The organism is Vreelandella sp. F11 (assembly GCF_042466685.1).
In the GTDB taxonomy this organism is placed as follows: Bacteria; Pseudomonadota; Gammaproteobacteria; order Pseudomonadales; family Halomonadaceae; genus Vreelandella.
Window position 1 is genome coordinate 4,440,974 of sequence record NZ_CP170448.1, and the last position, 14,150, is coordinate 4,455,123.

Below are 14,150 nucleotides of genomic sequence, written 5' to 3' on the forward strand. Positions count from 1 at the left end.
TTCACTATAACGTTCAAATAACGCAGGACTTAACAATGACTGAACAACTGCAATATCAGAGCGGTTTTCATAATCACTTTTCAACTGAAGCACTCCCAGGAGCATTGCCGATTGGGCAAAACTCCCCTCAGAAGTGCGCTTATGGGTTATATGCAGAGCAACTAACCGGCTCTGCATTTACAGCGCCACGTCATCAAAATTTCCGTAGCTGGCTTTACCGTATTCGCCCTTCTGTCGTTCAAAGCGCGTATCAGCCACTCGAAAATCACAAGGTACACACCGCTCCATTAGATAAACCAGCGGCTGATCCCAATCAAATGCGCTGGGACCCCGTTTCTCTACCGAGTGAGCCGACTGATTTTATCGACGGCTTATTTACCATTGCCGTCAACGGCGATGCGGGTACCCAGGCTGGCGTAGGCGTGCATGTCTACACCTTTAATGAAGACATGACCGAGCGATTTTTCTACAACGCTGACGGAGAGCTGCTGTTTGTTCCTCAACTGGGCGCCATTCGTCTACGTACCGAATTTGGTGACATCGAGATCGAGAATGGTGAGATTGCCGTTATTCCACGCGGGGTAAAATTCCAAGTGCGTAGAGCTCAGGGGGTTGATGCTGCGCGGGGATATATTTGCGAGAACTATGGTAGTCCTTTAGAGCTACCAGGCCTCGGCCCCATCGGGTCTAACGGTTTAGCCAACCCGCGAGACTTCCAAAGCCCCGTGGCGGCCTATGAAGATTTGGAGGGCGACTACCGCCTAGTGGCTAAGTTCTCTGGTCGTTTCTGGGAGAGCAAACTCGACCATTCGCCGTTAGATGTGGTGGCGTGGCACGGCAACTGCGCGCCTTATAAATATAATCTCGCCAACTTTAACACCATCAACACGGTGAGCTTCGATCATCCGGATCCGTCAATCTTCACCGTCTTGTCGTCCCCCTCCGATACACCGGGAATGGCGAATCTTGATTTTGTAATTTTTCCGCCACGCTGGATGGTTGCCGAGAATACCTTTAGGCCCCCCTGGTTCCATCGCAACCTAATGAGCGAGTTTATGGGGCTGATACACGGCGAGTACGATGCCAAAGCGGAAGGCTTCACACCTGGCGGCGCCAGTCTACATAACTCAATGTCGCCCCACGGCCCCGATGCTGAGACATTTGAGAAAGCCTCCAACGCTGAGCTTAAGCCCCACTTCATAGGCGACACACTGGCCTTCATGTTTGAGAGCCGTTACTTCTTTCACCCAACCCCTGCGGCTCTGAATGCTGACTTCCGTCAACGTGACTATGTGGATGTTTGGTCAACGCTGCGCTCCCACTTCAACCCAAGCCAGCCCTGAACCCTATACCCCTCTGACGACAAGGATTGAATCACTATGAAACTGGCAACACTTAAGCAGGGCCGCGACGGAGAACTTATCATTGTCTCCCGCGACCTCTCCCGGGCGGTGAGCGCTGTGGATATTGCGCCCACACTTCAGGCTGCCCTTGAGAGCTGGGATGCAGTTAACCCTCAGCTTGAAGAGCGCTATGCACAACTTAACAGTGGCAGTGCTGAAGGTGCTTTTAAGCTTGATCAGCGTGCGTTGCACTCCCCTTTACCGCGCGCCTATCAGTGGGCTGACGGCTCCGCCTATCTGAACCATGTCCAGCTGGTACGCCAGGCACGTAATGCCGAGATGCCTGAAACCTTCTGGACAGATCCGTTAATGTATCAGGGCGGTAGCGACTGCTTCCTGGCACCCACCGACGATATCGAGGCGGTGAGCGAAGAGCATGGCATCGACTTTGAAGGTGAGATTGCCGTTATCACCGATGACGTCCCGATGGCAGTCACGCCCGAGCAAGCCGCCAAGCACATTAAGCTCGTGATGCTGGTCAACGATGTGAGCCTGCGTGGCCTGATTCCCGGCGAGCTCGCAAAGGGCTTCGGCTTTTTCCAAGCCAAGCCCGCCTCTTCGTTCTCGCCCATTGCGGTGACCCCCGATGAACTGGGCGACGCCTGGCAGGATGGCAAGGTGCACCTGCCGCTGACCGTGCACCTCAATGGCGAGAAGTTTGGCGAGCCTGAAGCCGGGCCCGATATGATTTTCAGCTTCCCACAGCTGGTGGCCCATGCGGCGAAGACCCGCTATCTCGGCGCGGGCGCCGTTATTGGCTCGGGCACTGTTTCCAATCCCGACCCCGATGGCGGCCCTGGAAAGCCAGTGGCTGACGGCGGCGTAGGCTATAGCTGCCTAGCTGAAGTGCGTATGGTGGAGCAGATACTGTACGGCCAGGTAAAAACCCCCTTTATGCGCTTTGGCGACCGGGTTCGCATCGAGATGTTCGACCGCGATGGCAACAACATCTTTGGTACGATCGATCAACAAGTCGTGAAGTACCCGCCCAAATAAAGCCAGGCAACATAAGGAAAGCAACATGACGACGCTGTACGGCTATTTCCGTTCGTCGGCTGCTTATCGGGTACGTATCGCCTTAAACCTGAAGGGCCTTGACTACGACCAGGTGCCGGTCAATCTGGTCAAAGGTGAGCAGCGCAGTGGCGATCATTTAACGCGCAACTCTCAGGGATTGGTGCCCAGCCTGGTGCTAAATGACAGTTGCGTGATTAACCAGTCGCTGGCTATCTGCGAGTATCTCGATGAAGTGTATCCCGAACCCGCGCTGCTACCGGCAGATGCATTAGCCCGCGCTCAGGTTCGCGCCCTCGCGCAGATGGTGGCTTGTGAAGTTCACCCACTCAACAACCTACGGGTGCTCAAGTATCTCGTCGGTGAGCTGGGGGTAGATGAGGCGGCTAAGCTAGCCTGGTATCGCCACTGGATTGCTGAGGGTTTCACAGCCATGGAAGCAACGCTCTCGACTGCCCCCAGCAGCGGTGATTTTTGCCATGGTGACACCCCAACACTTGCGGATATCTGCTTAGTTCCCCAGGTGTATAACGCCGAACGCTTCGAGTGCGATTTATCAGCGTACCCGACGCTCCAGCGCATCGCCGCCAACTGTCGGACACTGCCAGCCTTCCAAAAGGCAGCACCCCAGGCGCAGCCTGACGCCAGCTAAACCCTCCTGAACAGGCCGCGCATTGCGCGGCCTGCATTTCGCTTGGCGGGCAGCCTCAGGCGGCTTCGACAGCGATGGTTTTCGAACGACCTTGGCGTAGCTCCATCAGCAGCTTCTCGCGGCGCTCATTGGCTTTCTCGGCGGCCGCTTCGCGAACAGGCCCGAAGCCACGAATCTCTTCCGGCAGCTTAGCCAGCGCCAAGGCAGTCCCATGATTAGTGCCATCAAGACGCGCCACTAACTCATCGATAAGCTCCTCGTAATCAGCCAGTAAGGCGCGGTCGAGTTTCCGATCAGCGCTGAAGCGGAAAGGATCGAGGGCCGTATTACGCAAACCACGCATCTTGGCCAACGCCCCCATTGCCTTCAGCATCCAGGGGCCGAAGCGACGCTTTACTGGACGCCCTTGCGTATCCTTACGACCACCTATAAGCGGCGGCGCCAAGTGGAAGGTTAGCTGGTAATCCCCCGAAAACGTTGCTTTCACTTCATCCAGGAAATCGCTCTGGGTGTAAAGGCGCGCCACTTCGTACTCATCTTTATACGCCATCAAGCGATAGAGCTGATGGGCGACGGCTTCACTCAATGCTTCACCATCGTTTAGCGGTTCCTCTGCTTCGCGAACTTTCGTCACCTGGGCGACATAACGCTCAGCCCAGGCACGGTTCTGATAGCGCTCCAGGTGGCGACGATTGCGCGCGACCACATCATCCAGAGTGGCATTCGTGGACAGTGGCATCGTATCAAGGTGTCGCTGAAGATAGTCAGGTTCCACCGCTGCCAAGCGCCCCCAGGCAAATGCCTGGCGGTTCTTTTCCACGGCGACGCCGTTAAGCTCCAAGGCACGCTGCAGCGCAGGTTCAGAGAGCGGCACCAACCCTTGCTGCCAGGCAAACCCCAACATCATCATATTGGAAAATACCGTATCCCCTAGCAGCTGTTCAGCCAGGCGGTTGGCATCCAGCGATGCAAAGCGCTCGTCTCCTACCGCTTCACGCAACATATTAAGGCGTTTGCTGGGCTGCATATCCGCGTCGCGGTAAAGAACATAATCCGCGGTGGCTAGCTCCGCCAGATTGGCGACAATACGGGTGGTGGGCTGAAGCACATTCAGCGCTTTCTGCGAACTGGCCACGACCATGTCACAGGCAATGACGGCATCGGCCTGCCCCGCTTCGATACGTACTTGATTCAGCTCGTTGGGCTGCGCAGCCAAGCGAACATAGCTAAGTACCGCCCCGCCTTTTTGAGCGAATCCCATAAAGTCGAGCACGCTGGAGCCCTTGCCTTCCAGGTGTGCCGCCATCGTGATCAGCTGCCCGACTGTTACCACCCCCGTGCCACCAACGCCACCCACCAGTAGGTCATAAGGGGCAGCCAAAGGAGCAATGGCGGGGTTAGGCAAATGCGCTATACGCTGCCAAAAGGCGTTATCCGCCGCAACACCCTGGCCTTTACGCAGCTCGCCACCTTCAACAGTGACAAAACTGGGGCAAAAACCACTGACGCAGGACATATCCTTGTTACAGGACGACTGATCGATTTTGCGCTTGCGGCCTAGTTCGGTCTCCCGGGGCACCACCGATAAGCAGTTGGACTGAATAGAACAATCACCACAACCTTCGCAAACATGATGATTGATAAACACCCGGCGGGCGGGATCTTCCATCAAACCACGCTTGCGGCGGCGACGCTTCTCCGCCGCGCATACCTGGTCATAAATCAACACGGTGCAGCCGGGAATCTCGCGCAGTTCACGCTGCAGCGTATCCATCTCTTCGCGGCCGTGGAAGGAGACCTCTTTAGGGAACTCCTTTTCATGTCCCCGGTATTTTTCGGGTTCATCGCTAACCACCATGACCCTGCGCACGCCTTCATCTAGCGATTGCCGGGCAATCATGGGGACATTGATTTGCCCATCAACAGGCTGACCACCCGTCATGGCCACCGCGTCGTTAAACAGAATCTTGTAGGTAATATTGACGTTGGCAGCCACCGCCTGGCGCACCGCCATGGAGCCCGAGTGAAACCAGGTGCCTTCGCCCAAGTTTTGGAAAATATGACCGTTACCCGTAAAGCGGCTTTTACCTACCCAGTTAACACCCTCGCCACCCATTTGAATTAATGATTCAGTGCTGCGATCCATCCACGAAGCCATAAAGTGGCAACCAATACCCGCCAGGGCTTTGCTGCCTTCAGGCACCTTAGTTGAGCTGTTGTGTGGGCAGCCGGAGCAGAAATAGGGCATGCGGCGTACACCGCCGAGTTCCTTAACGCCCGCTTGGCAAGCATCAACGGTTGCCAGCTTGTCGCTAAAATCAATCTCGAAAAAGCGCGTAAGGCGCTCTGCCACGAAACCTGCCAAGAGACGCGGGCTCAGCTCGCCAACATAAGGGATCAGCGGCTTGCCGGTTTCATCCTGCTTGCCGGTAACGATTACCTCGCCTGGATGGTCGGGTTCCGACATGTACTCCTTCAACTGACTTTCGATAATGCCGCGTTTCTCTTCAATGACCAGCACCTCACGCTTGCCATGAATAAACTCAAGGATGCCGGGACGATGGAGTGGCCATACCATCCCAACTTTATATATTTCTATCCCGAGATCACGCAGCTTCGCTTCATCCAGTCCCAATAAACGCAGCGCCTCAAGCAAGTCCAGGTGTCCCTTGCCTGTGGTAACCAGCCCAAAGGTCGCCTGCTCTTGACGAAAGAGATACTGATCAATCGGATTAGCCGTGGCAAACGCCTGCACGGCGGCCAGCTTATGCTCAATGCGGGTCTCGAGTTGTGGCCCCGGCAAATCGGGCCAGCGATAGTGCAGCCCGCCCTCCGGCATCTCGAAGTCGGGCGTTACATAGTCGGGCAAGGGAGGCACCTCGACTGAAGCACCACTCTCTACGGTTTCAGACACGGCTTTAAAACCCACCCAACAACCCGAGAAGCGTGAAAGCGCATAGCCCCATAGACCAAAGCGTTCATACTCCGCCAACGATGCAGGGCTTACCACCGGCATAAACCACGCCATAAAGGCGACATCAGACTGGTGTGGCATAGAGGACGACACACAGCCATGGTCATCACCCGCGACCACCAGCACACCGCCGGTGGGAGAGCTGCCATAGGCATTACCGTGTTTTAACGCATCGCCCGCGCGGTCAACGCCCGGCCCTTTGCCGTACCACATGCCGAAAACACCCTCGACTTGACGGTCAGGATCCGTTTCTACCTGTTGGCAGCCCAGCATCATGGTAGCGGCCAGGTCTTCGTTGATCGCAGGGACAAAGTCGATGTGATGCGCTTCCACGGCGGCTTTCGCCCGCCAAATCTCTTGGTCTACACCGCCCAGGGGAGAGCCACGATAGCCGCTGATCAGCCCTGCCGTATGGCGGCCATTGCGGCGATCAAGCTCGGCTTGGCGTAAGGCGATGCGTACCAAGGCTTGGGTGCCAGTGAGAAAAATACGGCCTACGCCACGGCTATAGCGGTCGGCCAACTGATAGTCATCAAGGGCAATATCGAGAGGCTGGTTAATAGAACCCGCCTGCTCAGCGATTGAGGGGGTGGTCATGAGCGTTCACCAGTACGGTCGAAGAGTTATGGTTGTAATACGCTTGAGTCTAGCCAACAGCGCACTAAAGGTGCTTGCTAATTAACTCTTCGAACGTCTGGTTATTGATCATTACTTTCATTTTTTTAGTTTTGACGCAATGATATTCAACAAATCACAAATAAAAGAAATGGCATCATGAAAGAAACGACCAAAGAAATCACCTTAGACAGGCATGACCAGCGCATTCTTACCCTGCTTCAGCAACAGGGGCGCATTACCAACAATGAGCTCGCCGAACAGATCGGGCTATCCCCCGCTGCCTGCTGGCGACGCGTCAAAGCCTTGGAAGAGAGTGGTGTGATTCGTCGTTTTGCTGCGCTAGTGGAGCCCAGCCTGGTGGGCCAGCCGCTATCGGCACTGGTCATGGTGACGCTGGTTCGCCATCACATCGACAATACCGTTGAGTTTGAAAAACGCATCCTGCAATACCCAGAGGTACTACAGTGCTATGCCACCACCGGCAACGCCGACTTCGTCCTGCGCGTGGTGATCGAAGACATGGCCGCTTATGACCGGTTCCTGAATGAAAAACTCTTCACCCTGGAGGGCATTTCCCAGGTCAACTCCAACTTCGTGCTACGCAATATCAAAGAAGAGACTGCTATCCCAATTCGCTGAGTCAGGCAGCATGGCTCACTTTCACCAAGCGCTACGCCTTAAAACTTAAGGCGTAAATAGAGCGCCAAGCTCTCTAAAATTAGTTGCCATTGAAACTATTCAGAGGCAAGGTAACCAGTGTGATTTACGCTTCCCCAGGAAGACGCCCTTGCTTGGGAATAGGCGTTACCAATAACAACTTTTACCAATAACAACATAGACGCTAATAGCGTCGGCTCTGGAGTTTCAATATGAATAAATCAACTCGCTTGCTAGTAGCTGCTATGGCTGTTTCAAGCATGGTGTTCAGTATGTCTGCACTTGCGCAGGCAACGATCACCGTCAGCACGTGGGGCGGCCCTAACCATGGCGTTAACACCATTGTTTGGCCGACCTGGAAGGCGTGGATTGAAGAAGCCACCGAGGATCGTGTCACGGTAGAAGTAGTACATGATATGGGGCCTCCGCCGGCACAAATGGAGATCGTTGCGGATGGTATTGCGGATGCCAGCTGGATTTTTCACGCCCATATGGCGGGCCGTTTTCTAGCAACGCAGCTGCCTGAATTCCCTACGTTTGAGGAGTTCTCCTCAGAAGATGCTTCCGCTGCGTATTGGCATACCCATCAAGAATATCTGCAGCAAGCCAATGAGCATCGCGGCGTCGATGTGGTTGCGATGGGCGTGCATGGCCCTGGCCAAATATTTACCCGTGATCAAATTAGCTCAATCGATGAGCTTGCGGGCAAACGCCTGCGCGTGGGTGGAGGAGTGATGAGTGGTTTAGCCGAGGCCATGTCCGTGACCGGCGTTGCCATCCCACCCACTGGCACCTACGAGGCCGCCTCTCAGGGGGTTGTTGACGGTGCGATGCTAACGCTTGAAAGCTTGCGCAGCTTTCGCGTTGCCGAAGTAGCCCCGCATACCCTCACCGTAGACGGCGGCTTCTACCGCGGTAGCTTTGCAATTGTGATGAACCCCATGTTCTGGGATCAAGTATCAGACGAAGACCGCGCGGCGATTGAAAGCGTATCGGGTGAGCGACTTTCACGCTTGTTTGGCTACATGATGGATGTATCCGACCAACGCGGCGTTGAGTTTGGTGAAGCAAATGGCGCGACCTTTACTCAAGCCTCGGAACAAGACATTGATCACCTACGGGGTGTCGCTAGCAACTTGCAGGATGCCTGGAGTGAGTCGGTAAAGAGCCGCAATGTTGACGCGCCAGCAGCGCTTGCCTTCTTTTATGAACAGCTAGCCATTGAGGCGGCTGAAGAAGGTATTGAACAGAGTGTCGTTAGCCACTGAGCCGGTTAATTCAATTTTTACGTTTCACTTGAAACCAAATTGATCCCCGTCAAGATAGTGCATCTCTCCCAGGCTGATACTGATGTTTTCATCAAGACCCCCTGGGGGAGTATTACTATGGGTACTACACAAAACACAGACACCACCTCTTGGTGGGAACGCCTAACAGAACGCTGCTATGCATCGTCAACCGCGACGTTAGCCCACAAGCTGAAGCATGAAGCAAGCGCCAGCTATGATGCGCTTATCAATGACCTGGGGAGACCACTAGAACCACGCTTTGAGCAGGAAATAGCAAAGCAACTGGCGGCAGGCCCAACGGCGCATTTCAGTCCAGCCAGAACCTTGATGCCAGTAATGTTGCAACGCTTTGGTCTTCAGGAGGATACGCTTCAAGAGAGCGGCCTGATTAATCATGCCGACTATGTGGTACTGCGTGACAACTGCAATGCATGCGCAGCCGTTGGAGATTGTTGGAAAGCCATGCGAGCGAGCGCCAAGCTTGATGAGTGCCGCAAATTATGCCCCAACGCAAAGGCCTTTGATGCCTTAGCTTCACATCACGACAACCCACGTGCGGCCATCAACGTATCCTATTAACGTAGAGCGCTCCCATCAACGGCGGAGGGGAGCGCTTTAACTACGCTATGCAGAACCTAATGTAGAACTTGTTTCTGGAATTGCTTCATGACGTTTGGTGGCGCATTCGCGGGCTAGCAAATTGGGCCACTATATCGCGCAGGATACCGACCCGATTCTGGCAGTTAAATTTAAGACGCATAGAGTCCTCACGGCACACAACCAACTCAGTTACTTAGCCACCACTCACTGGCAGCCCCTGCTCCTCTTTCATACTACGCAGTATTATTTCTGAGCGAACCTGGGTGACATTAGGATGAGGTAATAAATGATGATGAATAAAGTCCGAAAATGCTGTTAGATCCTTGGCGATGATATGTAACACATAGTCTGCGTCTCCCGACACAGAATAGGCCTCACGAACCATGGCATGCTTCGTCAGTAACGTCACAAAATCACCATCCATGCTTTCACCATGAGCTTTGAGATTAACTCTGGTAATGGCACGCAACCCAAACCCCAGGCTGGTGGCATCGAGCCTAGCCGAATACCCCTTAATGACACCTTCGGCTTCTAGCCGTGCTTTGCGTCGAGAGCACTGCGAGGGAGACAGGCTGACACGCTCTCCCAATTCTGAATTAGTGAGGGCCGAGTTCTTTTGTAACTCTGACAAAATTGCAAGATCATAACGATCCAAGGAAATTCCGTGCATACAGCACTCCCATTACGCACATTCTATGCACTATTTGGCTGCATCTTAGGTTAGTTTGCAACCTAATTGTACCGCCTCTTCCCTATACTGAACTTGTCACCCAACAAGACAATAAAGGAGAGACAGCGATGGGCCCCTTCCCTCATGACGCACCCAAAGCAACCATCAGTGATGCAAACCCAGCGGGCACAGATGGCTTTGAATTCGTTGAATTTGCACACCCCGAGCCGGAAAAACTAGATAGTTTATTTCGGCAAATGGGGTTCGTGCCCGTTGCAAAACATCGTGACAAGTCGATCACCGTTTATCGTCAAGGCGATATCAACTACCTGCTTAACAGTGAGCCTAACTCGCATGCGTCAGCATTTATTGAGGCGCACGGCCCCTGTGCTCCAGCAATGGCTTGGCGCGTCGTTGATGCTCAGCATGCGCTAAAACGTGCCGTCGACTTGGGTGCAGAAGAGTTCACAGGTAATAAGTCCATCGATGCGCCTGCGGTTATTGGCATAGGCGGTTCGCTGCTTTACTTTATTGATACGTATGGCGAAAAAGGCAGCTGTTATTCAAACGAATTTGAGTGGTTCGATGAGGTAGATCCTAATCCTAAGGGGTTTGGTTTTTACTATCTTGATCACCTCACTCATAACGTTATTCGCGGCAATATGGACACATGGTATAAGTTTTACCATGACACCTTTAACTTCCGCGAAATACGCTACTTTGATATCACCGGTAAAATGACAGGTCTTACCAGCCGTGCATTGACTTCTCCAGATGGTAAAATTCGCATACCCATTAACGAAAGTGCCGACGATCACAGCCAGATTGAAGAGTACTTGCGCGAATATAACGGCGAAGGCATTCAGCATATCGCCATTGCCACAAACGACATCTACTCCGGCACTGACTTAATCGCTGATGCAGGTCTCGAATTTATGCCTGGCCCGCCGAGCATCTATTACGAAAAGTCTCTAGAGCGCGTTAAAGACCACCAGGAACCCCTCGACAAACTGCGTAGCCGTGGCATTTTGATCGATGGTGAAGGCGTCGTGGGCGGTGGCGAAACCCGAATTTTGCTACAAATTTTCTCAAAAACGGTTATTGGCCCCATCTTCTTCGAGTTTATTCAGCGCAAAGGCGATGATGGTTTTGGAGAGGGCAATTTTAAAGCACTTTTCGAGTCCATCGAAGAGGATCAGATTAATCGCGGCGTGTTGCAAAGTAACGCTGAAGAGTAAAAGGTCACACTGTGTACGACGCTTGGCGTAACTATGCGAATGCCCCCCAAGAGGGGGCTATTATTTGTCCTTCCAGCGCTATACCAGAAGGCAAAGCACGCTGCTTGGAAATAATAAGCAGCAATGGATCTTTCCCGGTCATTGCAACACGCATAAATGGCACGATTTCTTGCTACGTCAATGCCTGCCCTCACCAATACTTACCTTTAAACTATCGGTCGGACAGTATCATTTCATCAGATGGCCACCGTTTTCTATGCAGTGCGCATGGGGCGGCGTTTGACATTAAAACGGGAGACTGCTTAACAGGCGACTGTGACAAACTTGACGCCATACCTGTCGTTGAAGACTTAGCAGGCAACTTATTCATTGGGTATAGACAATCTTAATACAATAGCCATTAAACTATGCTTTTTATTATGCTCCAGCTAATAAATGGATAGCCATGCTGGATTCGAACAAAAATTCACAACTATTCGCTCACATCATAAGCGAGCAAAAAGAGTTCGCTTATGATCCAGAGAGCTCCCCAGGCTCGAGAGTGGCGCCTACTCTGGCACCTTCTCATCGTTTGAGAAGCTCTTAACCGTCAAGCCCCCCGAGTGCACCGCTGTGCGGCCGCTGGTTGGCTGCCACCGGCTTCGCTTTGCCACCCAGCGCAATTGCTAGGCCGTTTCGGTCTCTTCGCTGGCGGCCTCAATGGGTTCGCCATCTTCGTCCAGCAATTGGTGATCGTAGGCGGCCTGAAGGCCGGTATCTTCCGCCGGTAGTGGCTGCGGCTCCTCCTCGGCCCAGTAATCGATATGGCCGGGATAAATGGGCGACAAAATCGCGACCAGGATGCCAATAACGGAGAAGATCGCAAAGGCATCCGCATAGCCAAATCCATCGACCAACACACCAACCACCGGGGAACCCACTGCCTGCCCAAGCGCACAGGCCAAAAAAGGCAGCACCGGCCCCATCGAAAGCCGCCCCGGCAGTAGCCGGATGCCGGTCATCAGGTAGAGCCCCGTTAGGCTCATGTAGGCAAGCCCGAACACCATTGCGGAAAACATCGCCAACGCTAACTGGCTTGGGCTAGCGGCCAGCAGCACCAGGCTTGCAGAGAGCATCATCAACATCAGTGCCTGGGTGATGGGCGGGTTATTGCGATCAGCGAGGTCACTCACGACGGCCCCACCCAGCCCCGCGATACCGACCGCAAACCATAGCCAGCCGGTTTGATTAGGGGGCAGCGCGCCGAGGGTCACCGCCAGGTCGGGGGCAAAAAGCCAGTAGGGAGCAGAAACAAAGCCCATGGCGAAGGCAAACAGCGAAAGCCGGACGAGCCGCGACCACTGCAACCGGGTAATGGGCGGCGGCGGCGCTGCATTGGCTGGCACCACGCGTGATACCGAAGGGATAAAGTACCAGGCCGCGATAACCCCCATGACGGTCAGCACAGCAAAGATCGTATAGGTCAGGCGCCAGGCATCCGCCAGGAACACCACCGTCGGCACCGCCACGATAATACCGACACTGGTACCAGCATTCATAATTGAGCTCACACGCCCATGCATGGCCCGGCTTACCAGCGCCTGCATCGCCGCAGTGAGCGCGGGCATCATCAACCCGGTGCAAATACCGCAGATAAACACTCCCACACCCAGAGAGAGTGCATCAGATGCCTGACTGATCAGCCCCAGTCCACCCACTCCGAAACCACCTGAGAGCACTGCCAGGTTACGCGCACCGAGCCGGTCTGCGGCAAGCGGTGCGACCAGTGTAGCGAGCACAAAGCTAATGAAGGGTAGCGCCCCGATGATACCGATCAGGTAGGAAGTGAGATCCAGTTCGGCGCTGATGGAGGGCACAAACAGACCAAACGTAAAACGCGCCAGCCCATAACTAATCGCAACCAGCGCGGCACCAAAGATAGCAAACCCCATGTTCGACAAGGTCTTCATACTGACTACTCCATGGCCGCTTGTTGCGTTATAGATGTGAGCTCAGTTCATTGTCGTCGCCATAGTGGTAATGAGCAATGCAGGTAGGCGGTCAATTTCCGAAGCGGTTTTCGGGATAATGGCTATCACACCCCTTCAAGTTTGCTCTATAGTCGAAAAATGCTAAACGGATGAATCCAGCCTATGGCCGTCGATCTGCAAGCGCTCTACCCCAAACTGATTCACCTGATGCTGGACACTGTTTTCGTGGTCGATAAAGACAATCAGATCATCTTTGTGAGTGATGCCTGTGAGTCGCTGCTCGGCTACCTTCCCAGCGAATTGATCGGCACCCTGATCACTGACTACATGCACCCTGACGACTTAGCGGCCACACGGGACTCGATTATCCGAGTAATGGAGGGAAAGCCCCACGTGGATTTCCGCAACCGCTATGTTCGTAAAGACGGTGGCACCGTGCATATCCTGTGGTCGGCCCGCTGGTACGAGGAAGAGGAAGTGCGGGTCGGTGTTGCTCGCAACGTTACCGCACTGATGAAAGCTGAGGAGGAACTGCGCCATCTCGCCCATCATGACCCGCTGACACAACTGACCAACCGAGCGCTCTTTTATGATCGGCTGATGTCAGGCCTGAGTGCAGCGCATCGCTACCAGAGCAGTCTGGCGCTGCTGTTTCTGGACATCAATGACTTCAAAGGCATCAATGATACCCACGGGCACGCCGTGGGAGACAGGATCCTCTGCACGGTAGCAAGACGATTGGAATGCTGTGTACGCGAAACAGACACCGTGGCGCGCATGGGCGGTGATGAGTTCACGGTGCTGTTAACAGACATCCAGACAGTCGATGCTGTGAGTGAGAAGGTAGAACAGATTCGTCTGGCTATGAACGAACCGCTAAGCGCTGAATTCGGCGCACTGGAAATGCCCTCCTGCAGCATCGGCGTGGCCTGTTATCCAGACGATGGAAAGGATGCAGACACCCTGCTAAGCCATGCAGACAGCCATATGTATCAGATCAAAAGACGCCGTCGTTAGCGGTTATGATCGATACCGGCAGTCAGCTAGGAATGTTTGCCTGACTAC

General features: G+C 54.0%; 12 protein-coding genes. 9 read left to right on the forward strand and 3 right to left on the reverse strand.

From position 1 onward, the window contains the following. Positions 1-35: 35 nt before the first annotated feature. From hmgA to maiA, 3 genes are read left to right on the forward strand one after another with little or no spacing between them, the layout of a single operon-like run. The gene (gene hmgA / locus ACFIOZ_RS20245) at positions 36-1,343 is read left to right on the forward strand and encodes a homogentisate 1,2-dioxygenase (RefSeq protein ID WP_386080816.1); all 1,308 of its coding nucleotides are present in this window, start codon (positions 36-38) and stop codon (positions 1,341-1,343) included. A 36-nt stretch (positions 1,344-1,379) separates the two neighbouring features. Next, complete coding sequence (locus ACFIOZ_RS20250) at positions 1,380-2,399, forward strand: fumarylacetoacetate hydrolase family protein (protein WP_386080817.1); 1,020 nt, start codon at positions 1,380-1,382, stop codon at positions 2,397-2,399. Positions 2,400-2,424: 25 nt separating this feature from the next. Further along, on the forward strand, positions 2,425-3,069 hold the full coding sequence (maiA, locus tag ACFIOZ_RS20255) for a maleylacetoacetate isomerase (protein ID WP_386080819.1): 645 nt from the start codon (positions 2,425-2,427) through the stop codon (positions 3,067-3,069). 55 nt (positions 3,070-3,124) lie between these two features. On the opposite strand, the gene ACFIOZ_RS20260 is transcribed toward maiA, so the two are convergent. Next, positions 3,125-6,640, reverse strand: coding sequence for an indolepyruvate ferredoxin oxidoreductase family protein (locus ACFIOZ_RS20260; protein WP_386080821.1), 3,516 nt, complete (start codon positions 6,638-6,640; stop codon positions 3,125-3,127). Positions 6,641-6,817: 177 nt separating this feature from the next. Between ACFIOZ_RS20260 and ACFIOZ_RS20265 the strand changes: the two genes are divergently transcribed. From ACFIOZ_RS20265 to ACFIOZ_RS20275, 3 genes are all read left to right on the forward strand, one after another. Further along, the gene (locus ACFIOZ_RS20265) at positions 6,818-7,300 is read left to right on the forward strand and encodes an Lrp/AsnC family transcriptional regulator (protein ID WP_386080823.1); all 483 of its coding nucleotides are present in this window, start codon (positions 6,818-6,820) and stop codon (positions 7,298-7,300) included. Between the two features lie 230 nt (positions 7,301-7,530). Next, positions 7,531-8,586 carry a TRAP transporter substrate-binding protein gene (locus ACFIOZ_RS20270; protein WP_386080825.1) on the forward strand — a complete coding sequence of 352 codons (1,056 nt, stop codon included), beginning with the start codon at positions 7,531-7,533 and terminating at the stop codon, positions 8,584-8,586. A 117-nt stretch (positions 8,587-8,703) separates the two neighbouring features. Next, on the forward strand, positions 8,704-9,186 hold the full coding sequence (locus tag ACFIOZ_RS20275; RefSeq protein ID WP_386080826.1) for a hypothetical protein: 483 nt from the start codon (positions 8,704-8,706) through the stop codon (positions 9,184-9,186). Between the two features lie 214 nt (positions 9,187-9,400). Here the strand turns inward: ACFIOZ_RS20275 and ACFIOZ_RS20280 are convergent, their stop codons facing one another. Further along, positions 9,401-9,877: an Lrp/AsnC family transcriptional regulator gene (locus tag ACFIOZ_RS20280; protein WP_064235591.1), complete on the reverse strand. Its 477-nt coding sequence runs from the start codon at positions 9,875-9,877 to the stop codon at positions 9,401-9,403. 128 nt (positions 9,878-10,005) lie between these two features. Here ACFIOZ_RS20280 and hppD point away from each other — a divergent pair, with 128 nt between their 5' ends. Then, on the forward strand, positions 10,006-11,115 hold the full coding sequence (gene hppD, locus ACFIOZ_RS20285; RefSeq protein ID WP_386080828.1) for a 4-hydroxyphenylpyruvate dioxygenase: 1,110 nt from the start codon (positions 10,006-10,008) through the stop codon (positions 11,113-11,115). Positions 11,116-11,126: 11 nt separating this feature from the next. Next, positions 11,127-11,504: a Rieske (2Fe-2S) protein gene (locus ACFIOZ_RS20290; RefSeq protein ID WP_386080830.1), complete on the forward strand. Its 378-nt coding sequence runs from the start codon at positions 11,127-11,129 to the stop codon at positions 11,502-11,504. Between the two features lie 276 nt (positions 11,505-11,780). Here ACFIOZ_RS20290 and ACFIOZ_RS20295 read toward each other — a convergent pair whose 3' ends face one another. After that, complete coding sequence (locus tag ACFIOZ_RS20295; RefSeq protein WP_386080832.1) at positions 11,781-13,064, reverse strand: MFS transporter; 1,284 nt, start codon at positions 13,062-13,064, stop codon at positions 11,781-11,783. A gap of 183 nt (positions 13,065-13,247) precedes the next feature. Between ACFIOZ_RS20295 and ACFIOZ_RS20300 the strand changes: the two genes are divergently transcribed. Then, positions 13,248-14,102 carry a diguanylate cyclase domain-containing protein gene (locus tag ACFIOZ_RS20300; protein ID WP_386080834.1) on the forward strand — a complete coding sequence of 285 codons (855 nt, stop codon included), beginning with the start codon at positions 13,248-13,250 and terminating at the stop codon, positions 14,100-14,102. The last annotated feature ends 48 nt before the right edge of the window (positions 14,103-14,150 follow it).

Coding starts and splice junctions, on each gene's coding strand:
- hmgA (WP_386080816.1), top strand. CDS start 36: ATGACTGAACAACTGCAATATCAGAGCGGTTTTCATAATCACTTTTCA.
- ACFIOZ_RS20250 (WP_386080817.1), top strand. CDS start 1,380: ATGAAACTGGCAACACTTAAGCAGGGCCGCGACGGAGAACTTATCATT.
- maiA (WP_386080819.1), top strand. CDS start 2,425: ATGACGACGCTGTACGGCTATTTCCGTTCGTCGGCTGCTTATCGGGTA.
- ACFIOZ_RS20260 (WP_386080821.1), bottom strand. CDS start 6,640: ATGACCACCCCCTCAATCGCTGAGCAGGCGGGTTCTATTAACCAGCCT.
- ACFIOZ_RS20265 (WP_386080823.1), top strand. CDS start 6,818: ATGAAAGAAACGACCAAAGAAATCACCTTAGACAGGCATGACCAGCGC.
- ACFIOZ_RS20270 (WP_386080825.1), top strand. CDS start 7,531: ATGAATAAATCAACTCGCTTGCTAGTAGCTGCTATGGCTGTTTCAAGC.
- ACFIOZ_RS20275 (WP_386080826.1), top strand. CDS start 8,704: ATGGGTACTACACAAAACACAGACACCACCTCTTGGTGGGAACGCCTA.
- ACFIOZ_RS20280 (WP_064235591.1), bottom strand. CDS start 9,877: ATGCACGGAATTTCCTTGGATCGTTATGATCTTGCAATTTTGTCAGAG.
- hppD (WP_386080828.1), top strand. CDS start 10,006: ATGGGCCCCTTCCCTCATGACGCACCCAAAGCAACCATCAGTGATGCA.
- ACFIOZ_RS20295 (WP_386080832.1), bottom strand. CDS start 13,064: ATGAAGACCTTGTCGAACATGGGGTTTGCTATCTTTGGTGCCGCGCTG.
- ACFIOZ_RS20300 (WP_386080834.1), top strand. CDS start 13,248: ATGGCCGTCGATCTGCAAGCGCTCTACCCCAAACTGATTCACCTGATG.